Origin of the sequence: Nocardia miyunensis NBRC 108239 (genome assembly GCF_001613065.1) — a bacterium.
Lineage (GTDB): Bacteria > Actinomycetota > Actinomycetes > Mycobacteriales > Mycobacteriaceae > Nocardia > Nocardia miyunensis.
In genome coordinates, this window is the sequence record NZ_BDBQ01000120.1 from 20,585 (window position 1) to 36,320 (window position 15,736).

Sequence of the window (15,736 nt, forward strand, 5' to 3'; positions counted from 1 at the left end):
TCCGGGTGATCTCCCCCAATCGTGACCCGTTCGAGATCCAGCGAACCCTTCGCAAATACCTCCAGCTCTGAATATCCTTCCCGAGTGAGCACCGGGCAAATGTCCGGCTCACGATCGCTCGCAGGATCACGACGAGTGGGAGGCGGGAATCGATGGCGAAGAGCGTCGCCGACGGACTGTGGGAGATGCTGGCTTCCGCGGGGGTGCGCCGGTGTTACGGCATCGTGGGCGACGCCCTCAACCCGGTCATCGACGCCATGCGCCGCAACGGGGACATCGATTTCGTGCACGTGCGGCACGAGGAGTACGGCGTATTCGCCGCCGTCGCCGAGGCATGCCTGACCGGGCGTCCGGTCGCGGTGTGCGGTACCGCCGGACCGGGCGTGACCCATCTGATCAACGGCCTGATCGACGCCCGGAAAGAGGGCGCGCCGATCATCGCCATCGCCGGTGACAGCGAGTCCGCGCTGCTGGACAGCGGCACCGTCGAGGAACTCAACCCCTACAAGTTCTTCGACACCGCGGCGCACTACATCGGCCGCATCACCAATCCCGCGCAACTGCACCACGTCGTGAGCAGCGCGGTGACCATCGCCCTGGCCGAGCACGGCCCGACCGTGGTGGCCGTCCCCGGTGACGTCGCGGTACGCGACGCACCGAAACTGTCTCTGCGCGTGCCGATTCCGGCACCGCAGACGCGTCCGGCGGCGGCCGCCGACCTGACCGCCATGGCCGAGATCATCGACGACGCCGATCGGATCGCCATCTTCGGCGGTGACGGCTGCGCCGACGCGGGCATCGAAGTGCGCGCCCTGGCCGCGAAACTGCAAGCACCGGTGGGCTATTCGCTCAAGGGAAAGCAGTGGCTCGAACACGACAATCCCAATGCCGTCGGCATGACCGGGCTGCTCGGCTACGGCGGCTGCTGGGAGGCGATCAACAAATGCGATGTGCTGCTCATGCTCGGCACCGACTTCCCCTTCCCGAACTTCCTGCCGCACACCGGGGTCGAGGTCATCCAGGTCGACCGTAACCCGCGGCATCTCGGGCGGCGAATTCCGTTGGCGCTGGGCGTGATCGGCGATGTGCGGGCCACCGTGAGCGAACTGCTGCCCATGGTGGCGGCCAAGTCCGGGGACCACTTCCTGAACAAATGCGTGAAGGCGACGCGCAGCTTCGACAGGCACCTGCGGCACTACGTCACCAGGGGCCCGGAGATGACACCGATCCGGCCCGAATATCTCGCCGCGCTCCTGGACGAGGAGGCCGCGGACGACGCACTGTTCTTCGCCGATACCGGCACCGCGGTCATCTGGGCCTCCCGGCACATCCACTACGGATCCGATCGACGCCTGTTCGGATCGTTCTCCTGGGCCTCGATGGCGAACGCCTCCCCCAACGCCTTCGGCGCGCAACTCGCCTTCCCCGGACGCCAGACCATCGCCCTGTGCGGTGACGGCGGATTCACCATGCTCGGGCTGGGCGATCTGCTCACCCAGGTGCAGCACCGGACACCGGTGGTGAACGTCATCCTGAACAACGGCATGCTCGATTTCGTCGATATCGAACAGCAGGAGGCCGGGCTGATCCCGTACGGCACCGACTTCGCCAATCCCGACTTCGGCAAGGTCGCGGAGGCCATGGGCGCCAAGGGGATTCGCGTCGAGGATCCGGGCGAGCTGCGCGATGCGATCCGAACGGCGTTGGCGCACAGGGACGGACCGGTGGTGCTGGACGTGCTGGTCGACAAGCACGCGCTGGCCATGCCCGCGCACGTGCCGGGCGAGACGGCCGTCGGCTTCACCCTGAGCCTGGCCAGGCAGACGCTGCACGGAGATCTGGACAAGGTCGTCACCACGGCCGAACACAATATCGGCCTGCTCTGATCCGCCGGCGGGCCCGAGCCCGCCTGCGCCGAGATACGGAGGATACGCATGCTGCACACCGATATTCCGACCCGCGGTGAGATCCTCGCCCTCGTATCGACCATCGAGCCGTGGTGCGTCTCGGTCTACACACCGACCGAGGTGAGCACGCCGACGCCGGACAAGAACCGGGTCGCGTTCGAGAATCAGGCCCGGCGGGCGCTCGAGCAGGTCACCGACAAGGAGGCCCGCGTGGCCCTCGAGGAGGAGTTCGACGATCTGATCGACGACGAGGACTACTGGCGGTATCAGTCGCGCACGCTGGTGACGCTCGCGACGCCCGAGCGGACGCGGACGTTCCGGGTGCCGAATCGGCTCGAGGCCGCCACCAGGGTCGGGGATCGGTTCGACATCAAACCGCTGTTGCGCACCATCACCTTTCCGCAGGACGCCTTCGTCCTGGCGCTGTCGGAGAACGCGGTGCGCCTGGTCGAGGTGACCCCGGACGAGCCCGCCCAGGACGTCGCGGTGGCCGGGCTGCCGGTGAGCCTGACCGACCACATCGCCCAGCCGGGTATGAGCCGCAGCCCGCACGGGCGGTTGCAGGGCACCGAGGGCCGCAAGGTCCGGATCCGGCAGTTCTGCCGGGCGGTGGATCACGCCTTGCGAAATGTGCTGTCCGGCAGGGACGTTCCGCTGATCCTGGCCGCGGCCGAACCGATCGCCTCGCTGTATCGCTCGGTGAACAGCTATCCGGGACTGCTGACCGAGGAGATCGCGGGCAATCCGGAACATCTGTCCGACGCGGACCTGGCCACCCGTGCCCGCGCCGTGCTGGACAGGCACTACGCCGCCGAATTGTCCGAGCTGCGTGCGGAATTCGAGCAACGCCGCAGTGACGGGCGCGCCTCCGCGGATCTGTCCGATATCGCCCGCGCCGCGACCTACGGCACGGTGCACACCCTCATGGTCGATATCGATACGCCGATTCCCGGAACCGTCGCCGAGGACGGATCGCTCACCTTCGCCACCACCGGCGCGGCCGGCGCACCGGGCATCCTCGATGAAATCGCCCGTCGCGTACTGCTTTCCGACGGCCGGGTCCTGGCGGTGCGCGCCGCCGATCTGCCCGACGGCGCGCACGCGGCCGCCGTGCTGCGCTACGTCCCCTGACCCGTACGCCGCGTCGCCGCCCGTCTCCCGGTCCGCACGCTCGGCCCGCCGTGCACAAGCGCCCACCTGGTGATCGCGGAACGGTCCGGCGCGATGGCGGGAGTCACCCGGCCGACCGTCTCCGCGGATACCGCTCAGACCCGGTTTCGTGACCGCTGCCCGGCCTGGACCTTCCGTTGTAAGCAAGTCGCTCGGAAGCGCCCGCCGCGCATGTCCCCCACATGATGAGCAAATTCCGGCTCAGCAACGATAATTCGGGCAGCGCATCACTGGGAGTTCGGCGCCGATATCCGGGAAATTCGCGTGTCCCGCCGATGGTGCGCGTAGATGAGCGGGTATCGCGTTCGCGGCACGCCGAAAGGCGGATCGCCTGAAGTGGCGATCCGCCCGTCGAGAATTGCGGTGGTGCGCGGAACTACTTCTTCGGAGCCGGCGGGGCGGCCGGGTTGGTGCAGTACGCGCCGGGCGTGGTGCACGGCCCGTTGATGGTGCTGAAGTACTGGTACGCGGACCAGAGCATCATCGGGCCACCGACCAGGATGGTGCCCAGCAGCGAACCGGCCGAACCGACGGTCACCACACCTGCGATGCAGCCGACGATCGCGCCGGGGACCACACCGGCGAACAGGGTGGTGATGGCGGTGGAAACCGAACCGACCACCGCACCCGCGACACAGCCGACCGTCACACCGATCAGCGCGCCGATCACCGCGCCGACCAAGCTGGAGATGGTCGCACGCGAACCGAACGCCGACAGTTCCTGCTGGTCACGAGGGGTGAACGACTCGTCGATCTGCTTCGGATCGACCTTGCTGGCGTCCTTGGCATTCGCCAGCGACGCCGCGGAGACCGGGTGGGCGGCCGGGGTCCCGTTCGTGGTCTGCGGGGTCAGCCGCACCTGGTGGGCGGCGATGTCGGCATTGATCGGGAACTGGGTGTCGTCCTTGCGGTACACCAGCGGAACCGAGTCGACGACGACGCCCTTGGCGTTGGAAATCGCCAGGCTGTCGCCGATCTTCTCGAACGTGGCGTCGGCAGCCTTCACCACGGCCGATCCGCCGTCACGGCTCACCGTGTAACGGAGGCCGTTGATATCCGCGGTCTGCGTCGCCGGGATGTTGTTGAACGACTTCGGCGCAACCTGGATGGACGCGGGGGCGGGCGGCGCCGGGGTGGCATAAGCGGGCGCCGCGGCGATTCCGACTGCGCTCGCCACCAACGCTGCACTCGCAGCAAACTTCCTCATCTGGTACGACCTCAAACCTTTCTTTGACCACGGTGACCCTGCGCATTCAGCGCAGACACACCGATCCTCACCGGTCAATCAGGCCGGGCCAATATTTCGAAAAGGTGAAATTCAAATGGAAATCTGAACCTTTCGTAGAAAATAGGCCAGAAAACCAGGAGCGAATTGCAATCATAACACCGGTGATTTCTTTGATGACAATCACGGGTGTTATGATGGAAACCTACGAATTGTAATGAAAGAATGCCGGCGAACTATTCGGCGGCGATCCGCGCGTTGATGTTCATCCGCTTGCGCACATGCATGGAGTAGGCGAACGCCAGGCCCAGAATCACCCACTCGACCGGATTGCCCAGCCCGACCACCGTCGACACCGGCAGCGTGGCGATCATCCCGAACCGCAGCAGCGCGACCGCCGCGAACGCGCCACCCCAGACCAGGGTCGACCGCAGGAAGATCTGCCGGACCTCGGCATCGGTGTCCCACAGCGCATTCCAGGCCCGGGCCTGATCCGCGCCCGAGGCGCGCAGGCGTTGGACGATGCCGAACATCGCCGGACGCCCGATCACACAGCTGCCGAACAGCAGCACGCCGACCACCGCGTCGGTGATGGGGTCCTTGGCCAGGATCATCCGTTCGGAGCCGCTCACCAGCGCCAGCAGCAGACCCAGACCGTTGATCGCGAGGACGAATCCGGCCAGCCCGTCGAACCGGCGGTGCACCACCGCCGGAACCAGCACCCACAGCGCCGAGACGACCGTGGCGCACAGCAGTGCGATGAAGCCGCTGTGCCCGAGCGCGGTGAGCAGGTAGTACGTGCCCATCGGAAGCACGACCGGGCACAGATTCGCGATGATCCGGTTGAGCCGGCCGGTACGAGCCGCGGTGGGCCCGGCCGTGGTCGCGGAAATCTCGCCGGGCTGGGCGGCAGGTGCGGGCTGGGACATCGGGTTCTCCCTGGTGATCGCCGAGTTGGTATGCACATCAAGCTATTTCGCACAGGGGCCGCCGCGCGTGGACCGGCGGATGGAATCGGCCATCTCCACCCGCGGGTGTAGTGCGGGTATCTCCACCCGCGAACTCCACCGTCGACAGGTTTCCGCTCGCCAGTGCACTGCCTAGGGTCGACACATCGCCCGACTCGGCGGCGCGCGCCGCACCGGCGGCGTACGACACGCCGCAGCCGCGCTGCGCCGCCGGTGATCGGCGACAATGCTGGGCGGTACCGATCCGGAGGAGAGTGATGGCGCAGACGCTCCCGCGTGCCGCGCGACGGCTGCTCGGCAGCGATCCGGAGAGCAGCCCGCTGTTCCGGATCATCGGCGGCCTGCTGCTGGCGGCGAATCTGCTGTGGAACCACCGCGGTCCGGTGCCCGTATGGCTGTGGATCGTCTTCGGCGGCGCGTACGCGGTCTTCCTGATCTACGAGGTGTGCGGCGATGCTCGGCCGCGCTTGGTGGTGCCCGCGTTGATCGGCTGCATGATGCTCGCGGCCGTCGCCACCGGGCCATGGCCCGACGCGAACACGGTCAGCGCCCCGGTGATCCAGCTGTGGGTGACGGTCGGCGTCTTCGCCAGGCAGATCACGGCGAGCACCCGGCTGATCCTGAGTAGCCTCGCCACCGCGGCCGCTGTGCTGGTCCTGAGCGATCTGCTCGCCGGAGATCTCAGCACCCATGTGCTCACCCCCGTGGCGATACTGGTGATCGTGCTGCTGATGGGCCTGTATCGCCGCCAGTTCCGCCTGCAGATCCATCAGACCGAAATGCTGCTCGAACAGACTCGTCGCGCGCAGCAGGAACACGCCCGCGCCGCCGCGCTGGACGAACGCGCCCGCATCGCCCGGGAGATGCACGATGTGCTGGCGCACTCCCTCGGCGCGCTGACCGTGCAGCTCGAGGTCGCCGAGGGTCTGCTCAGCGAGAAGAACGATGTGGTCGGCGCACTGGCTCATCTGCGTCGATCCCACCGGCTCGCGCAGGACGGGCTGACCGAGGCCCGGGGCGCGGTGGCCGCGCTGCGTGAGGACGTCCCCCCGCTCCCCGAGGCCGTTCGCGGACTGGTCGAGGGCTATCGCCGGGATCGCCGGATGACCGTGGACTGCCTCGTCGACGGCGAGCCGCGCGCGGTGCAGTCCGCCGCGGTGGTGTCGCTGCTGCGAACCGCCCGCGAGGCGCTCACCAATGCCGCCAAACACGCACCCGGAGCGGCGGTGACCGTCGCGCTGAGCTTCGCGCCGGAGCGAGTGCGGCTGTCGGTGCGCAATCCGATCCGCGCGGACACCGAACCGATCGAGCCACCGCGGGCGCACGACGAAGGCGGCGGGTACGGTCTCACCGGAATGCGCGAGCGCGTCGCGTTGGTCGGCGGCACCCTGTCCGCCGGACCGGGACGCGACGGCCGCGACTGGGTGGTGACCGCGGAAGTACCCGGCTGAACGGGCGGCGGCGGGACGAAAGGGAGACCATGAGCGACGAGCCCGGCACCGGTATCCGGGTGCTCGTGGCAGACGATCAGCAGGTGATGCGCGAGGGTCTGGTCGCGCTGCTCGGACTCGTCGACGGGGTGCGCGTCGTCGGCTCGGCCGGTGACGGCGAGGAGGCCGTGCGTGCGGTGGGCGAGCTGTCCCCCGACGTCGTGCTGATGGACCTGCGCATGCCCGTCCTGGACGGTGCTGGCGCCACCGCCCGGATCATCGCCGAACATCCGGGCACCGCGGTCATCGTGCTCACCACCTACGCCGACGACGAATCCATCCTCGGCGCGTTGCGGGCGGGGGCGCGCGGATATCTGACCAAGGACGCGGGCCGCGCCGAGATCGCCGCCGCCATCAGCGCCGCGGCCGCCGGACAGTCCACCTTCGACGCGACCGTCTCCCAGCGCCTGGTGGCCGCGCTGTCCGACGCGACGGCCGCACAATCCCGACCCGCACGCGAAACCGCCACGGCCGCAACGCCGAAGCCCGACGGATTGACCGCCCGCGAGGCGGAGGTGCTCGGGCTCATCGGGCAGGGCCTGAACAATGCCGAGATCGCCGGATCGCTCTACATCTCCGAGACGACCGTCAAGACGCACATCAACAACGCCTTCGCAAAGATCGGCGCGCGCAACCGCGCCGACGCCGTCCGCTACGCCTACCGCCACGGCCTGGCACACCCCTGACATGGCCGATTACGCGCACACCGACTTCGCGGCCAAGGGCCGCGCCGAGAAGGCGCGCCGCCTGGCGGCCTACATCTGGCAGCGCGACATCACCGGCGCCGAACTCCTGGCGCTGTCCCCGGCAACTCGCCGCAAACTCGCCCGCGCCGCGGAGACCAATCCCCCCGGCACCGACGAAACCTGGTCCCTGACAGCGGAATTACTCGACGAGAAGGACGCCTGGGCACAGCGGCATCCGAATCACCCTGCGGCACAGCGCGCCTGCTCCGACGAGAAGATTCTCTGGGTGAAACCGCCGGTCACGCCATGGCACGCACCCCCGCCGGAGCCGCCCGGAGGCTGATTCCGGCGCGCCCGCCCCCTGGGAACCGGCTGGGAGATCGGGGCGTACTAGGGACACCCGGTTGACAACGGTCCGCGCCATCAGAACAGTAGACTCGGCGAGTCCGGCCCGAGCATCACGGGGAGTGCCGGTTGGGTCCCGTCCAGTCATCCGTAGCTACTATCGAGGAATACATGAACGTTCGCAGGCTCATCGTGATCGTGGGCACGGGCTTGGCCCTCGCCGCCCCGCTTGCCCCTTCCGCATCTGCTGGAAGCCCTAACATCCCGTCGGGCTCGGCGGGCACCGGTTCTTCGAGCATCGACGACCTCATCGGCTCCACCGGATCCGCCGGTCTGACCCAGACCGGGTCCGCGGGCGGCAAGGTGTACAAGAACTGCGACGAGGTCCGCAAGGCGGGCAAGGCGCCGCTGTTCCGCGGCGAACCGGGTTACGCCCCGTACCTGGACCCGGACGGCACCGGAATGGCTTGCCCGACGCAGTAATCCGGCCCCGAAGACACGACACCCGGTGTGGCGCAATGCCGCACCGGGTGTTCGTCGTTCGGGCCCCGAGCTCTCAGCGGCGGAAGATCTTCACCAGCGTCACGGCCACGACCACCGCGCCCGCGCCGATGAGGCCGTATTTCACCTTGGGCTCGTTCAACTTCGCGAGCACCGCGTGCTTGGTCTTGTCCGCGATCCGCTGCGGGTCGGCCCGAACAGCGAGTTCATCGAGTGTGTTCGCGAGCCGATTACGCGCGGCTTCGATCTCCCGCTCGATGCTCTCGGTATCCTTCGCCACGTTGTATCTCCTGTGATTCGTCCGATGGGCGTGCGTCGCTGCCGTGGAGTCTATCCGCCGCCGCCGGATCGCCTCCGCCTCCGCCGCCTGCGGCCCCGACCCGCACGCTAGTGAGCTACCGTGCTGGGCATGACCGAGAACTCCCGTCTCGCTCCGGGCGATATCGCGCCCGGCTTCACCCTTCCCGACGCCGACGGTAAACCGGTGTCCCTGGCCGACTACCGCGGCCGCAAGGTGATCGTCTACTTCTACCCGGCGGCAAGCACACCGGGCTGTACGAAGCAGGCCTGCGACTTCCGCGACAATCTGGCCGAACTCGGCGGCGCGGGCATCGACGTGATCGGCGTCTCGCCGGACAAACCCGCCAAGCTGGCCAAGTTCCGCGACAACGAGAAGCTCACCTTCCCGCTGCTGTCCGATCCGGACCGCGAGGTGCTCACCGCGTGGGGCGCCTACGGCGAGAAGACCATGTACGGCAAGAAGATCACCGGCGTGATCCGCTCGACCTTCCTGGTCGACGAGGAGGGCACGATCGCGCTGGCGCAGTACAACGTGCGGGCCACCGGACACGTGGCCAAACTGCGGCGCGATCTGTCGGTTTAGCGCCGCCGAACCGAACGGTGCGGCCCGGGCGCCGGAAACGCCCGGACCGCACCGTTATTCGCAGATGCGTCGTCCACTGAGCATCCACGTTTTTCGCGGCCGCGGACTCACATTCGCTGCGCCGAGTCCGGACTCGGGTGTTGCGCGGAGTGCGGCGACGCGTGCGGCATCAGATCGGCGGCCCACGCCAGCATCAGCCGCCAGTGGTTGTTCCACCAGTTCGCGAATTCCGGTGAAGTGAGTGCCGGGGGCGGGGCCTCGCCCGGGAACAGCAGCTGCTGATTGGGCCCGACCACCGGCGAATTCGGTTCCGGCAGCGGGGGAAATTCGGTCGAGGGACCGGCGGCGGCCGGGCCGGGGGTCACCTTCATCAGCTCGGGCGCCGGCTGGTGCTGATCCATCCGGTGGCTACCGGTCGGCCCCCACAGCATGCCCGCCGAATCGATCGGCGTCCCACCCGGCGCATCGGCCTCGTGCGAGGAGTGGCCCGAAAGTGCCTGCGGCCGTGGTGACCTGGCGGGAGCGGGCCGTGCGGCGGGCTGCGGGGCCGGAACCGCGCGCTGCCGCTGCGGGGTCGCGTTCGCGGCATCGGCCAGATCCGGTGCGGTGCTCGTCCGCGAACCCGACGTCGTCTCGTACACGCCGCCCGCGATCAGACCACCGGCCAGCACGCTGGCCGTGGTGACCAGCACCGCGGCGCTGCGGGACGCCTTCGGACGCGCGAGCACGACCTCGGGCTCGGGTTGCACGGCCAGCGCCGCACCCGCCGCCGCGGCGGCCGAACCCATCCGGCTCGGCACGAGCGGCACGCCGAATCCCTTGGCCAGACTCGTCTTGACCACCGGAGTGCGCGCGCCCGAACCGATCGGCACCACCGCCTCGGGCTGCACGCCCGCCGCGTCGAACTGATCCCATGCCGCCGTCACGGCCGGACGCATGGACTCATCGGTCAACCCGGACCCCGCGGCCGCGATCGATGCCACCACCCGATCACGGCCCGGCGAGATCAGCGAGAAGCACTGGTACCCCAGCATCGCCTCGCAGATCAGCACATGACCGAAATCGCCCGTCCACGTCATCGCCCGAGCCAGGGCTAGATGGGCGGATTTGGCCGAGACCATCGACGCGCTGCGCCACGGGCCACTGGCCAGACCCGTCACGATCGCGCGCCGCTCGGCCGGATCACGATAGGTGACGGCCGCACCGGCGATCCGGCGATCCGCATCGATCTCCTCGGCCAGGGCCTCGAACGCGGCCTCGACCGCCCTCGCCAGATCTGACCTGCCGTCGCCGATGGTGAACGTCCGCCTGATCAACAGCCGGTCGGGCAGCGTGCCGTCCCCGTCGGACAGCGCCACCGCGTGGACAGCGCCGCGCTCGGTAGAGACACCGAAGGTCACCACAGATCGTGCTACCACTGATCATGCCTTTCGACGTGCCGGTGAAGCCGGGTTCATGCGATATGGGCCTGCACACCACGCGAAGACGCACGACGCGTGGTGCGAGGTTCGGAGCGGGAGAGTCGCGTCGACGCACGCGTACTCGGTATGTCTTCGTTACCATTTCCGGGCCGGATGGGTCATGAGCCGCAACGAAACCGGAATCCTACGGCGCAGCCGCGTGTCATCAGCGTGTCACTACCGCTAGCCTGGTGGACGTGGTGGAAGCGCGCACGGCAACGAGGTCGAATCGACGTCCGGACCCGGCGTTGGAGTTGCAGGACGATCCGCAAGAGCTCATGCCCCGCCGACGCCCCACCCAGGAACGCAGCAAGCGCAAATTCGACGCACTGCTGCAGTCGTCCCGGGAACTGCTCGTCGAGGTCGGATTCGAGTCGTTCACCTGTGAGGAAGTGGCCGCGCGCGCGGAGGTGCCGATCGGCACGCTGTATCAGTTCTTCGCCAACAAGTACGTCATCGTCTGCGAGCTGAACCGGCAGGACCTGGTCGCGGTGACGCGCGAGCTGTCGGATTTCAACGGCGAGGTCCCGTCGATGGACTGGCTGCGGCACATGAACAAGTTCGTGGACCACATGGCCGATCTGTGGATGACCGACCCGTCCCGGCGCGAGGTGTGGCTGGCCATGCAGTCCACCCCGTCCACCCGCGCCACCGGGACCATCCACGAGAAGGAATTCGCCGAGGTCGTGCAGCAGATGCTGCGCCCGCTGATGCCGCGCACGCCCCGTGCCCGCCGCTCGATGATGGCGCAGGTGCTCGTGCACGTGGTCTATTCGATGCTGAACTTCTCCGTGCAGGACGGCCTGCGTCACGAGGACGCCGTGGGCGAGCTCAAGCGGCTGATGGTCGCCTATCTTCTGGTGGCGGAGAAGGAATCCCGCACCGGCGGGCAGCGTCAGCCGGAGGCCTGAGCATCCACCACGGCGGCGGGCGGCCTCGGCGCCGACCGGCTATCACATCGAGTGCCGGCAGCGCCCCCGATCACCCGACGCCTGGCGGATGTACTCCCGATGTGCCACAACCGCTTTCGGTCCGCACACCCGGAATCGTTCCGGGCGTGCGGAACACGCTGCGGGTAGCGGAGCCTACGAACGCTCGATGAGGTCGGCCAGCTCGCCCGGATCTTCCAGGACCACCATGGCCGCGGCGGTGTCGCCGTCGTGGGTGAGCGACAGGTGCACCCGGACGCGGGGCAGGAATTCGGCTGCCAGACCGTGCAATTTGATGCTGGGGCGGCCCCACGCGTCGTTGACGACCTCGATCAGCGGATAGGGGTTGTCGCCGATCTGCGGGCTGCGGGCGAAGCGGGAGGTGGCCCACGCCTTGAGCACCGCCTCCTTGGCTGCCCAGCGCGCGGCGTAACTGCGTGCCGGATCGGTGCCCTTGCTCTGGCAGTAGCGCCGCTCCCCTGCGGTGAAACTCTCCCGCAGCATGGTTGTTCCGGCGCGCTCGAGTTGTTCGGCGAATTCGGAGATGGTGACCAGGTCCAAGCCGATACCCAGGATCGTCAAGGCGTACGAGCTCCTCGTCGTAGTGCGGGGGTGAAATGCGGGCGACGTGATACGGACGGGTTGTCCCGCGACCGTTTCCGCCGCGACTACCCGCCGACCTTACGGGATCGGCGCGCTGTCGCGGCGGAAACGAGTTGGCGTGCGGCCCGGCGGCGTTCGTCCCATAGGAGGTACGACGCCGGGCCGATGTTTCGTTATTCGGCGAGAGCGCCGGTGCTGCAACCGCCCTGGGCCAGGTACAGCCCGTCCGAGCCCAGGCGCGCCTGCTCCGAGAGCAGCACGTCGGCCTCGAGCTGACGGGACTGCTTGGCCGGGGTGCCGTCGCCGCCGAACCGCCGGTCGGCCGGACGCTCGTACATCGGCGCGCCGCCGCACATCGCCTCGGCGAACCGCTGACGGCCGTTCAACCGGCGCAGCTGCGCCCGCTCCTGATAGTCCTCGCGACGCTCGGGGTCGATCGCCTCGAGGAACGCCTGCGGGTGCACGATCGCCAGCAGCCCCGAGACGTGCCCGAAGCCCAGCGAGGTGACCAGACCGGCCTTGAGCGCGAACCGATCTCCGAAGTGCAGCGGCTCACGCGCCCACACCAGATGCGGGTACTCGCTCATCTTCTCGTCGACGCAGTCCAGGCTGCGGTTCGGCGGGACGACGCCCTGTTCGAGCACCTGGCACAGGCCGATCAGCTGGAACGCCGCCGCACCGCCCTTGGCGTGCCCGGTCAGCGACTTCTGCGACACCACGAACAGCGGTGCGCCCTCCGAACGTCCGATCGCCGTGGCGAGGCGCTCGTGCAGTTCGGACTCGTTGGGGTCGTTCGCGCCCGTGGAGGTGTCGTGCTTGGAGACCACCGCGACCTCGTCCGGCGTGACGCCCAGCTTGCGCAGCGCCGCCGCCAGCCGGGACTCCGGACCGCCGCGGCCCGCGCCCAGCGCGCCGAGTCCGGGCGCGGGGATCGAGGTGTGCACGCCGTCGGCGAAGGACTGCGCGTAGGCGACCACGCCGAGCACCGGCAGGCCGATCTCCAGCGCGACGTCACCGCGGGCCAGCAGAACCGTTCCGCCACCCTGGGATTCGACGAATCCGCCGCGGCGGCGGTCGTTGGCCCGGGAGAAGTAGCGGTCGCTGATTCCCTTGGCGCTCATGGCCGCCGAGTCCGCGGTGGCGGACATGTCACCGAAGCCGACGATGCCCTCGATACCGAGATCGTCGTAACCACCGGCGACCACCAGATCGGCCTTGCCCAGGCGGATCTTGTCCACGCCCTCCTCGACCGAGACCGCCGCGGTCGCACATGCCGCGACCGGGTGGATCATCCCGCCGTAGCTGCCGACGTAGGACTGAACCACGTGCGCCAGAGCGACATTCGGCAGGGCTTCCTGCAGGATGTCGTTGGCCCGCGGCTCACCGAGCAGGTTGTCGATGTACAGCGAGCGCATCGAGGACATGCCGCCCATGCCGGTGCCCTGGGTGTTGGCCACCAGCGAGGGGTGCACCCAGCTCATCAGCTCGGCCGGGCTGAAGCCCGAGGACAGGAACGCGTCCACGGTGCACACGATGTTCCACAGCGCGACCCGGTCGATCGAGGCGGCCATATCCGCGGAGATGCCCCACTTGGTGGGATCCCAGCCGGTCGGGATCTGCCCGCCGACGGTACGCGAGAGCTTGGCCCGGCGCGGCACCCGGATCTCGGTGCCCGCCTGCCGGATCACCTGCCAGTCGCTCGAATCCGCGACCGGTGTGATCACGGTGTGCTCGGGATCCGCGGCGTGGAACGCGCGCGCCTCGGCCTCACCGTTGACCACGAAGGTCAGATCCTTGTCCAGGAACACCGAGGTCAGCAGCGGCGAGGTGTTCTCGGTCATGGCACCGTCGTCGGCGTAGCGGCGGATGCCGCAGCGCTCGACCACGGTGTCGTGGTACCGCTCGGCGATCTCCGATTCGTCCACGTACTCACCGGATTCGGCGTCGTACCAGCCCGGCTTCGGGTCGTTCTCCCAGGTGACCAGTCCGGTCGTCCAGGCCAGCTCCAGCACGCCCGCGGCCGAGAGCTCTTCGGAGACCTCGAATTCGAAGCGAGTGCGCGCGGACCCGTACGGGCCCAGCTCACCGGCGCCGACGATGACGACCATATCGGCGAGATCGGCTGTGACCGAACCCCATTCGGGGGTCGGCAGCGCCGAGCTGAGGGTGGGCGGGCAGGGCAGTGCGGCGATGGTTGCGACCGAATTCTGCTCGTCCGCAGCGGATTCGGCCTCGGCCTGTTCACGGGCCTGCTTGGCCAGCTCGGGCAGATCCAGCTTGGCGCGAGCCAGACCGCCGGTCAGGTCGATCTGCTGCGGGCCGGATTCGCTGACCACGCGGGCCTGTCCGGTGCACCATTGCAGCAGCTGCTCGGCCATCTCCTCGGTGGACCAGGTCTGCACACCGGCCTGTTCGACGGCCTCGACCAGCGGATCGTTACCGCCCATCAGGCCGGTGCCGCGCACCCAGCCGATCAGCGCGTGCACCAGGGTGACCCGCTGCGACCAGGACTTCTCGGCGCGCCACTTGGCGACGACCGCGTCCAGCGCGGCCTTGGCCTCGCCGTACGCGCCGTCACCGCCGAACATGCCGCGGTTGGGCGAACCCGGAAGTACCACATGCAGTTTCGCGTCCACGTTGTGATCCGCGCCGATGGCGGACAGTCCGCCGATCAGCCGCTCCACCGACCACAGCAGCACGCGCATCTCCATCTCGGCGCGAGCGCCGGCGTCGGAGAGGTCACCGGCCACACGCGGCGCGGCGAACGGCAGCAGCAGCGTCGGGGTCATCGCCGGTTTGACGAGAACCTTTGCGCCACCGGCATTGTCGATCTGCTCGTTGCCGACCCACTCGATCAGGGCGTCCACATCGGCGTAGGAGGCCATGTTCGCGGGCACCACCCACAGCGCCGCGCCGTGGCGGGCGTTGTCGCGGTAGAGCCGCTTGTAGAAGGCCAGCCGGTCGTCGTTCAGGGTGGAGGTCGTCACGACGACGGTCGCACCGCCGCCGAGCAGCCGCGCTGCCGTGGCGGCCGCGATGGAACCCTTGCTGGCGCCGGTGATCACCGCGACGTCCGAAGACCAGGCACCCGGCTCGGCGACGTTCAGCGCGGCCTCGGCGATGCGCTCGTACTGGGCGGCCAGCACCGAACGGGCCTCGCCCATCGCCCGCTGACGCCACCAGTTCGCCTGCGCGGCAACGGCTTCACCCGCGCCGACGAAACCGTCGACGGCCTCCTCGCCGGAACCGCCCAGCCACAGCCGGGCCAGATCCTCGCGGGCGGTCGCCCAGCGGTCGTCGATCAGCACCGCGCGGCGGGCGTCGAACGCCGGGGCCACCAGCCGCGGCCAATCCGAACCCAGTTCCGCGGCAACGAGATCCACCAGCGATTCGTCGGATGCCTCGGGCGCGGAGACCCGATCGGTGAGGCCGAGCTGATCCAGCACCACCCGGGCGGCGGTGGCCAGGACGCCGTCCCGTCCGGTGATCTGCTCGGTGAACTCGCCCAGCGCGGCCGCGTCCACGGTCGCACCGCCGCCGCCACCGGCCGCGGGCAGCGAGACCGCCAC

General features: G+C 68.8%; 14 protein-coding genes. 8 read left to right on the top strand and 6 right to left on the bottom strand.

All coding sequences use genetic code 11. The features are described 5' to 3' along the window. Nucleotides 1-152 precede the first annotated feature (152 nt). Both NM2_RS42475 and NM2_RS42480 read left to right on the top strand, forming a co-directional pair. Complete coding sequence (locus NM2_RS42475; protein ID WP_067682280.1) at nt 153-1,886, top strand: thiamine pyrophosphate-dependent enzyme; 1,734 nt, start codon at nt 153-155, stop codon at nt 1,884-1,886. A gap of 48 nt (nt 1,887-1,934) precedes the next feature. Next, a complete protein-coding gene (locus NM2_RS42480) occupies nt 1,935-3,038 on the top strand; it encodes a baeRF11 domain-containing protein (RefSeq protein WP_067682283.1) in 1,104 nt (367 codons plus the stop codon). Between the two features lie 415 nt (nt 3,039-3,453). Here NM2_RS42480 and NM2_RS42485 read toward each other — a convergent pair whose 3' ends face one another. Together NM2_RS42485 and NM2_RS42490 are read right to left on the bottom strand one after the other, a co-directional pair. After that, nucleotides 3,454-4,284 (bottom strand): DUF8020 domain-containing protein, encoded by an 831-nt coding sequence (locus NM2_RS42485; RefSeq protein WP_084532137.1) that lies wholly within the window; start codon nt 4,282-4,284, stop codon nt 3,454-3,456. Between the two features lie 254 nt (nt 4,285-4,538). Then, nucleotides 4,539-5,231 (bottom strand): VC0807 family protein, encoded by a 693-nt coding sequence (locus tag NM2_RS42490; protein ID WP_067682289.1) that lies wholly within the window; start codon nt 5,229-5,231, stop codon nt 4,539-4,541. 296 nt (nt 5,232-5,527) lie between these two features. Between NM2_RS42490 and NM2_RS42495 the strand changes: the two genes are divergently transcribed. The 4 genes from NM2_RS42495 to NM2_RS42510 all read left to right on the top strand — a co-directional run bounded on the left by NM2_RS42495 (nt 5,528) and on the right by NM2_RS42510 (nt 8,274). Continuing rightward, nucleotides 5,528-6,721, top strand: coding sequence for a sensor histidine kinase (locus NM2_RS42495; protein WP_067682292.1), 1,194 nt, complete (start codon nt 5,528-5,530; stop codon nt 6,719-6,721). A gap of 29 nt (nt 6,722-6,750) precedes the next feature. Then, complete coding sequence (locus tag NM2_RS42500) at nt 6,751-7,446, top strand: response regulator transcription factor (RefSeq protein WP_067682296.1); 696 nt, start codon at nt 6,751-6,753, stop codon at nt 7,444-7,446. Between the two features lies 1 nt (nt 7,447). Next, nucleotides 7,448-7,789 (top strand): hypothetical protein, encoded by a 342-nt coding sequence (locus NM2_RS42505; RefSeq protein WP_067682299.1) that lies wholly within the window; start codon nt 7,448-7,450, stop codon nt 7,787-7,789. 173 nt (nt 7,790-7,962) lie between these two features. Beyond that, nucleotides 7,963-8,274 carry an excalibur calcium-binding domain-containing protein gene (locus tag NM2_RS42510; RefSeq protein ID WP_067682302.1) on the top strand — a complete coding sequence of 104 codons (312 nt, stop codon included), beginning with the start codon at nt 7,963-7,965 and terminating at the stop codon, nt 8,272-8,274. A gap of 73 nt (nt 8,275-8,347) precedes the next feature. Here NM2_RS42510 and NM2_RS42515 read toward each other — a convergent pair whose 3' ends face one another. Beyond that, nucleotides 8,348-8,572 carry a DUF3618 domain-containing protein gene (locus NM2_RS42515; protein ID WP_040820017.1) on the bottom strand — a complete coding sequence of 75 codons (225 nt, stop codon included), beginning with the start codon at nt 8,570-8,572 and terminating at the stop codon, nt 8,348-8,350. A 129-nt stretch (nt 8,573-8,701) separates the two neighbouring features. Between NM2_RS42515 and bcp the strand changes: the two genes are divergently transcribed. Continuing rightward, entirely contained in the window at nt 8,702-9,175 is a 474-nt protein-coding gene (gene bcp / locus NM2_RS42520; RefSeq protein WP_067682305.1) for a thioredoxin-dependent thiol peroxidase, read from the top strand. A 107-nt stretch (nt 9,176-9,282) separates the two neighbouring features. Here bcp and NM2_RS42525 read toward each other — a convergent pair whose 3' ends face one another. Then, entirely contained in the window at nt 9,283-10,593 is a 1,311-nt protein-coding gene (locus NM2_RS42525; protein ID WP_157121783.1) for a DUF7159 family protein, read from the bottom strand. A gap of 320 nt (nt 10,594-10,913) precedes the next feature. Between NM2_RS42525 and NM2_RS42530 the strand changes: the two genes are divergently transcribed. Then, a complete protein-coding gene (locus NM2_RS42530) occupies nt 10,914-11,546 on the top strand; it encodes a TetR/AcrR family transcriptional regulator (RefSeq protein WP_439956982.1) in 633 nt (210 codons plus the stop codon). A 174-nt stretch (nt 11,547-11,720) separates the two neighbouring features. Here the strand turns inward: NM2_RS42530 and acpS are convergent, their stop codons facing one another. Then, complete coding sequence (gene acpS, locus NM2_RS42535) at nt 11,721-12,146, bottom strand: holo-ACP synthase AcpS (protein ID WP_040820002.1); 426 nt, start codon at nt 12,144-12,146, stop codon at nt 11,721-11,723. A gap of 194 nt (nt 12,147-12,340) precedes the next feature. Further along, on the bottom strand, nt 12,341-15,736 hold a 3,396-nt coding region (locus NM2_RS42540; RefSeq protein ID WP_281182835.1), incomplete at its 5' end, for a beta-ketoacyl synthase N-terminal-like domain-containing protein.

Bases quoted from the DNA above. Each gene is read 5' to 3' on its own strand.
- NM2_RS42495 (WP_067682292.1), top strand. From the start codon at position 5,528: ATGGCGCAGACGCTCCCGCGTGCCGCGCGACGGCTGCTCGGCAGCGAT.
- NM2_RS42530 (WP_439956982.1), top strand. From the start codon at position 10,914: ATGCCCCGCCGACGCCCCACCCAGGAACGCAGCAAGCGCAAATTCGAC.
- NM2_RS42475 (WP_067682280.1), top strand. From the start codon at position 153: ATGGCGAAGAGCGTCGCCGACGGACTGTGGGAGATGCTGGCTTCCGCG.
- NM2_RS42505 (WP_067682299.1), top strand. From the start codon at position 7,448: ATGGCCGATTACGCGCACACCGACTTCGCGGCCAAGGGCCGCGCCGAG.
- NM2_RS42480 (WP_067682283.1), top strand. From the start codon at position 1,935: ATGCTGCACACCGATATTCCGACCCGCGGTGAGATCCTCGCCCTCGTA.
- NM2_RS42510 (WP_067682302.1), top strand. From the start codon at position 7,963: ATGAACGTTCGCAGGCTCATCGTGATCGTGGGCACGGGCTTGGCCCTC.
- NM2_RS42485 (WP_084532137.1), bottom strand. From the start codon at position 4,284: ATGAGGAAGTTTGCTGCGAGTGCAGCGTTGGTGGCGAGCGCAGTCGGA.
- bcp (WP_067682305.1), top strand. From the start codon at position 8,702: ATGACCGAGAACTCCCGTCTCGCTCCGGGCGATATCGCGCCCGGCTTC.
- NM2_RS42500 (WP_067682296.1), top strand. From the start codon at position 6,751: ATGAGCGACGAGCCCGGCACCGGTATCCGGGTGCTCGTGGCAGACGAT.
- NM2_RS42490 (WP_067682289.1), bottom strand. From the start codon at position 5,231: ATGTCCCAGCCCGCACCTGCCGCCCAGCCCGGCGAGATTTCCGCGACC.